The organism is Endozoicomonas sp. ONNA2, from assembly GCF_024606365.1.
GTDB lineage: Bacteria > Pseudomonadota > Gammaproteobacteria > Pseudomonadales > Endozoicomonadaceae > Endozoicomonas.
Window position 1 is genome coordinate 1 of sequence record NZ_JAHHPO010000206.1, and the last position, 5,942, is coordinate 5,942.

4 protein-coding genes are annotated in these 5,942 nt (G+C 50.5%); all 4 read left to right on the plus strand.

Annotated elements, in window-relative coordinates:
* Positions 1–1,533 (plus strand): WD40 repeat domain-containing protein (locus tag KDK14_RS03710; RefSeq protein ID WP_257263673.1); only part of this gene is annotated, 1,533 nt, incomplete at its 5' end.
* Positions 1,534–1,679: 146 nt separating this feature from the next.
* Positions 1,680–3,542 carry an F-box protein gene (locus tag KDK14_RS03715; RefSeq protein ID WP_257263674.1) on the plus strand — a complete coding sequence of 621 codons (1,863 nt, stop codon included), beginning with the start codon at positions 1,680–1,682 and terminating at the stop codon, positions 3,540–3,542.
* Positions 3,543–3,684: 142 nt separating this feature from the next.
* Entirely contained in the window at positions 3,685–5,517 is a 1,833-nt protein-coding gene (locus KDK14_RS03720; protein WP_257263675.1) for an F-box/WD40 repeat-containing protein, read from the plus strand.
* Positions 5,518–5,686: 169 nt separating this feature from the next.
* Positions 5,687–5,942 (plus strand): F-box protein (locus KDK14_RS03725; protein ID WP_257263676.1); only part of this gene is annotated, 256 nt, incomplete at its 3' end.

Genomic DNA, 5,942 nt, shown 5'->3' on the forward strand with positions numbered 1-5,942 from the left:
TATTTTGCCCGGCTTCCCCGAAGCTTTCGGGAACAGTACCAGCAAACTGCCCTGCAACAGAAAAAAAGTCAGCACTTTCACCCATTTGCCAAGTCAGCACCACCCAACGACAGAAGAATATCATTCAGGAACAGGGTAATAAGGAACCTGCCCCAGATGTCCGCAATGCTGTGCCTGGCCACCCTGGGAAAGATGGATCCATGCCTGTCTTACCACCCGGTTCCGCGCTATAAAGTCACGCTCCCTCCATTTGAATCAAGATATCTGAATCCTCAAACGACAACTCATGGTGTTTGCTTTAGCCGCTGCGGTGGTCATTTGTTGTTTTATGGTAGCTGTTTGAGTGGTTCCCGAATGCTGGCCAGGGATGATCAGGGGCAATGGACACAAGAGCCCCTGAATTGGCCCGATAACAGCGACAGCCAGGTGATTACCAGGGCACATTTCAGTGCTTGCACAAATCGCCTGGTAACCTTCAGCAGGGAAGGCTACCTGAATACCTTGCAGCCTGCTCACCACTGTTGGAACCATGTCAGCAAGGTAGCCCTGGCGGATCAGACGGTCCTATTCAGCCCTTCAGGGAAATATATGGTGACCTGTAGCACGCATGATTCGGTCATCGTCTGGCACATGGACAAAAATGAGTGGCTGAAAATGGAGATTTGCGGCCACTACTCTGAAGTGATTAACGAAATCCTGTTCAGTCCATCGGAGCAGCATCTGGCACTGCATGGGTGGGATGAAATCACCATGTTATCCCTGAATGATCGTGGCGCCTGGTCAGCACAGCAGATAACATCATTAAAATACTGTATTACGTCTTATGCCAGATTCAGCCCGGTGGCGGATCAACTTCTGGTGGGTACTTGGAGCGGCCCGGGGCGGGTCTCAATTTACAGTCCGGAACCATCGGGAAAATGGCAAGAGACTATTATCTTCCCTTGCTACCATCAGCTTGAATTCAGTTCTGCCGGCAAATACTTACTCAAGAAATACAACTTCAATGGCCTTGATTTGCAGCTATGGCCCAGACCGGAAAAATTGCCGGACTGGTCGCTGAATCACCTTTACTTGCCGCACCTGGATGCTCCATCAAAAGCGAGACTTGGATCAGTCATAGTGCTCAAACATGAAACCCGTGTAAATGCAGAAAAGACGCAGTTCAGTCCGTCTGACAGCCACTTACTGGTCAGTTCTGTGGCCGGTAGTGTCTATATCTGGGGGAAGAACGAGGCAGGAGCATGGTCAATTCAAACCATCACCAAAGAGTGCATCCCAACCGCTAAACCTTGCTTTAGTCTGTCTGGCCTCCATGTGCTGACTTACCACTCTTCGATGGTTGGCATCCTGGGGCGTAGTCAGCAAAAGAACTGGCCGCTCAAGGGGGTTATCCGCCAAGACGGTATCCTGAAAGCCTGGTTCAATCCATTATCCGAGCATGAAATAGTGGTCCTGAGCCGCGCCAATAATGACGACCTTCCAAACATCACTCTGACAGTTTGGGAATTAACAGATGCTGGCATGCCGGATTGAAGGCAAAACGTATTTTGCAGCATTCACGACATGATGATCTCGCTCTGCCTGGGAATGCGGGCTGCCCCGGGAACTTCCTGGCACTTGGCTGGTCCACTGAAGATATCAACCTACCGGTAATCACTCGTCAAGAATAGGAAAAGTCAGTGAGCAACCCTCTCTCTGCAGCAGCCACCGGCTTTCCGGTGGTGCCAGATTGGCCTGAAAATCAGCCTGCCAAAACAACACGTTCCAACTCCCCGTCCACTGCCGCCACCGCGCAAGCACTGTCCGTACAAACACAACCCGCGCAAACACAACCATTGCGGCAAAGAAGGATTACTGAACTCCTTCCCGAACTGCTGGTCTTGATTTTTGACTACCTGGAATTCGATGATATCCGCCGCGTAAATGCCACCTGCCTGGCATTTCGGGACGTGGTCAAAGAAAACAATTATATTCAGGAACTGTCTTATTTTGCCCGGCTTCCCCGAAGCTTTCGGGAACAGTACCAGCAAACTGCCCCGTGGCAGAAAAAAATTCAGGAATGGCATCCATTTGCCAAGTCAGCACCACTCAACGGCAGAAGAATGTCATTCAGGGACAGGGTAATAAAGAACCTGCCACAAATGACCGCACTATTGTGCCTTGGCACCCTGGGAAAGATGGAACAATGCCCGTTTTACCGGCCGGTCAAGCGTTATAAAGTCACGATCCCACAGAGTCAAGCATGGGTTCCATATATACACACTGATAAAACTTTTGATGTTTGCTGCGGTCTATCCAGCAATCATCTGTTGATTCATGGCAGCTTTTTGAGTGACTCCCAAATGCTGGCCAGGGATGACCGGGGGCAATGGGCAGAAGAACACCTGAATTGGTCCGATAACAGCCGCAGTCGGGTGATTGCCGGGGCCACTTTCAGTGCCTGCAAAAATCACCTGTTAACCTGGAACACAGATGGTAACGTATATACCCTGCGCCCTGCTCACCACGGTTGGGACGAAGTTGCCAGGTTATACTTGTCAAGTATGTCTGTCAGATTCAGCCCTTCAGGGAAGTATATGGTGAACTGGAGAGGTCACGATCCTATCATCGTCTGGCGTATGGATGAAAATAGTCATTGGCAGAAAATGAAGGTAACCGGCCTCGCCCCCGGAGTGGTTATCATGAAAGCCCTGTTCAGTCCATCGGAGCGGCACCTGCTACTGCGCACGCCGCGTCGAGTGACTATGTTATCTCTGAATGATCGCGGAGTCTGGTCAGGACGGCAGTTACCATTATCAAATGAAAGAAGAGAGCACATTGCGCATGCCAGCCTCAGCCAGGTGTCAGATCAGGTGTTGGTGTGTATTCGCGGAAATCACCCCGGACGGGTTGCAATTCACAGCCCGGAACCTTCGGGGAGATGGCAAGAGACTACGATCTTGATGGATTTCTTTCAGCTTGACTTCAGCCCTGCCGGTAACTACTTGTTCACTAAATCCGACCCTGAGGATCTGCAGCGCAGCCCTTATGTGCTGCTATGGTGCAGACCGGAAAAATGGTCCGACTGGTCGCTGGACAGCTTATCGGAGGAGGAGGCGAATAACGCAGCATTAACAAGGCTTAAATCAGCAATAAGGCTCAAGCATGATTCCCCTGTGCTTATGGCCCTGTTCAGTCAATCTGACAGCCACCTGGTGGTCAGCACACAGTTTGGCGGGATCTGTATCTGGGGGAAGAACCAGGCAGGCACATGGTCAATTCAAACCATCACCAGGGAGTACGCCCCATGCACCATACCCGGCATTAGCCTGTCTGGCCTTCATGTGCTGACTTGCAAGCCATCAAGTGTCGGAATCCTGGGCTGCAGCGATCAGAAGCGCTGGTCACTCAAGGGAGTTATCAAGCAAGACGGTATCGTGAAAGCCTGCTTCAATCCAATATCTGAGCATGAAGTGATGGTCCTGAGCCGCAATATGGATGACGACAGTCGAAGTTATACTCTGACAGTTTGGGAAATGAGAGATCCTGGTACGCCGGATTGAAGGAAAAGCTTATTTTGGACACATTCACAACATGGCGATCGAAGTCACTCTGCGTGGGAACTTCCCGGCTTTTGGCCTGTCTGTTAAAGCAATGAATCTAATGATAATGCCGGTAAACACTCGTCAAAAATGGGACAAGTCAGTGAGCGAACCTCTCTGTGCAACAGCCGTCAGCTTTTCGATGGTGCCGTATTGCCCTGCAAATCATCCAGGCAAAACGACACCTGCCAACTCCCCATCCACTGTCTCGGAGGCCAGCCCGCAAATACAATCACTGGGGCAAAGAAGTATTATCGAACTCCCGCCCGAACTGTTGGTCATGATATTTGACTACCTGGAATTCGATGATATCCGCCGCGTAAATGCAACCTGCCTGGCATTTCGGGAAGTGGTTAAAGAAAACAATTATATTCAGGAACTGTCATATTTTGCCCGGCTTCCCCGAAGCTTTCGGGATCAGTACCAGCAAACTGCCCGGCAGCAGAAAAAAAGTCTGCACTTGCACCCATTTGCCAAGCCAGCACCACGCAACGGCAGAAGAATATCATTCAGGAACAGGGTAACAAAGAACCTGCCCCAGATGTCCGCACTTCTGTGCCTGGCCACCCTGGGAAAGATGGAACCATGCCTGTCATACCATCCGGTTGCGCGATACAAAGTCACGCTCCCTTCATTTGAACCAGGATATCTGAATCCTCAAACTACAACTCATGGTGTTTGCTTCAGCCGGTCCGGTGGTCATCTGTTGTTTTATGGTAGCTGTTTGCGTGACTCCCGAATGCTGGCCAGGGATGATCAGGGGCAATGGGCACAAGAGGACCTGAATTGGTCCGATAACAATGGCAGCCGGGTGATTACCGGGGCACATTTCAGTGCTGGCACAAATCACCTGTTAACCTGCAGCAGTGAGGGTTGCGTGAATACCTTGCAGCCTGCTCACCACTGTTGGAACCATGCCAGCAAGGTAGCCCTGACGGATCAGACGGTCCAATTCAGCCCTTCAGGAAAATATATGGTGACCTATGGCAGGCACGATCCGCTCATCGTCTGGCGCATGGACAAAAATAATGATTGGCAGAAAATGGAGGTGTGCGGCCTCTCCTCTGGAGCAATTATTGGTAAAGTCCTGTTCAGTCCATCGGAGCAGCATCTGGCTCTGGCCCTGCATGGGTGGAATGAATTAACAATGTTATCTGTGCATGATCGTGAAGCCTGGTCAGCACAGCAGGTAATATTATTAAAAAACCGCACTATGGAGTATTTCAGCTTTAGCCCAGTGTCGGATCAGCTTCTGGTCGGTATTTCCTTCAGTATTTCCCTTCATTCCATGAGTCCCGGACAGGTCTCAATTTTCAGCCCGGAACCATCGGGAAAATGGCTAGAGACCATCATCTTCCCGATCTGTTATCTGCTTGAATTCAGTTCTGCCGGTAATTACTTGTTCAGTAAATACATCTTCGGTGGCCGTGATTTGCAGCTATGGCCCAGACCGGAAAAATGGTCTGACTGGTCGCTGGATCAGCCTCACGGGCGACACCTGAATGCCGCAGGAAGAGAGAGGCTGGACTCAGCAATAGTGCTCGAACATGAACACCGTGTAGAAAAGACCCAGTTCAGTCCGTCTGACAGACACATATTGATCAGTTGTACGATCGGTACGATCTATATCTGGGGGAAGAACCAGGCAGGCGCATGGTCAATTCAAACCATCACCGATCAATGCGTACCAGCTACCACACCCTGCTTTAGTCTGTCTGGCCTGCATGTGCTGACTTACACCCATTCGGTGGCAGGCATCCTGGGTCGCAGTCAGCAAAATGACTGGCCACTCAAGGGGGTTATCAGGCAAGACGGTATCCTGAAAGCCTACTTCAATCCACTTTCAGAGCATGAAGTGGTGGTCCTGAGCCGCACTGAGAATGACAACATCACAAACATCACTTTGACAATTTGGGAATTAAACGACGTTAATTAGCCGGATTAAAGGTAAAACTTATATTTGAAGCATTCGCAACATGATGATCAAACTCGCTCTGCGTGGGAATGCATCCTGGCTCGGGAACTTCCTGGCCTTTGGGCGGTCTGATCAGGGCATGAATCAAGCGTGAACGCCGGTAATCACTCGTCAAGAATGGGACAAGTCTGTGAGCAACCCTCTCTCTGCAGCAGCCGTCGGCTTTTCGATGGTGCCGGGCTGGCCTGTAAATCATCCTGACAAAACGAGACCGTGCAACTCCCCGTCCACTGTCGCGCTCCTGGAGGCCAATCCGCAAAAACACCCCCCGCAAAAACAACCATTATATCAAAGAAGGATTACTGAACTCCCTCCCGAACTTTTGGTCAAAATTTTTGACTATCTGGAATTCGATGATATCCGCCAGGTAAATGCAACCTGTCTGA